1 pseudogene is annotated in these 368 nt (G+C 81.8%); it reads right to left on the reverse strand.

The annotated features are described in order from the left end of the window. Nucleotides 1-15 precede the first annotated feature (15 nt). Nucleotides 16-368 (reverse strand): annotated as a pseudogene (locus GQS09_RS28425) (hypothetical protein); the annotation flags it as partial.

The following is a 368-nucleotide window of genomic DNA, read 5'->3' on the forward strand; positions in this document are numbered from 1 at the left end:
ACCGGCGTCCCCGGCTCAGCCATGCCCGGCCCTCCCCCCGGTGCCGCGCCCGGCAGCGCCCGGCCGCCGCGGCTGCGGCGCGGCGGCCAGTTCCTCCGGGTCCGGGTCCAGCGCGGCCACGATCAGCCGTGCCGCGGCCAGTTCGGCGCCGGTCAGCAGTGCGGGAAGCTCCTCCAGCAGCGCGGCGGAGGCCGCGCCGGGCGGACGGCCGGCCGGTGCTCCGTCCGGGTCCGGGGCCGGGTCGAGCGGCGCCGGGTCGTCCAGCCGGGCCATGTCGTCCCGCACGGCGGCCAGCCGGGCGCGGTAGCGGGCGGGCACGTCGACACGCCGCTCCCCGGCGTCCCGGGTGAGCCAGTACAGGGTGCGCG

The sequence above is a fragment of the Streptomyces sp. YIM 98790 genome, assembly GCF_011421595.1.
GTDB lineage: Bacteria > Actinomycetota > Actinomycetes > Streptomycetales > Streptomycetaceae > Streptomyces.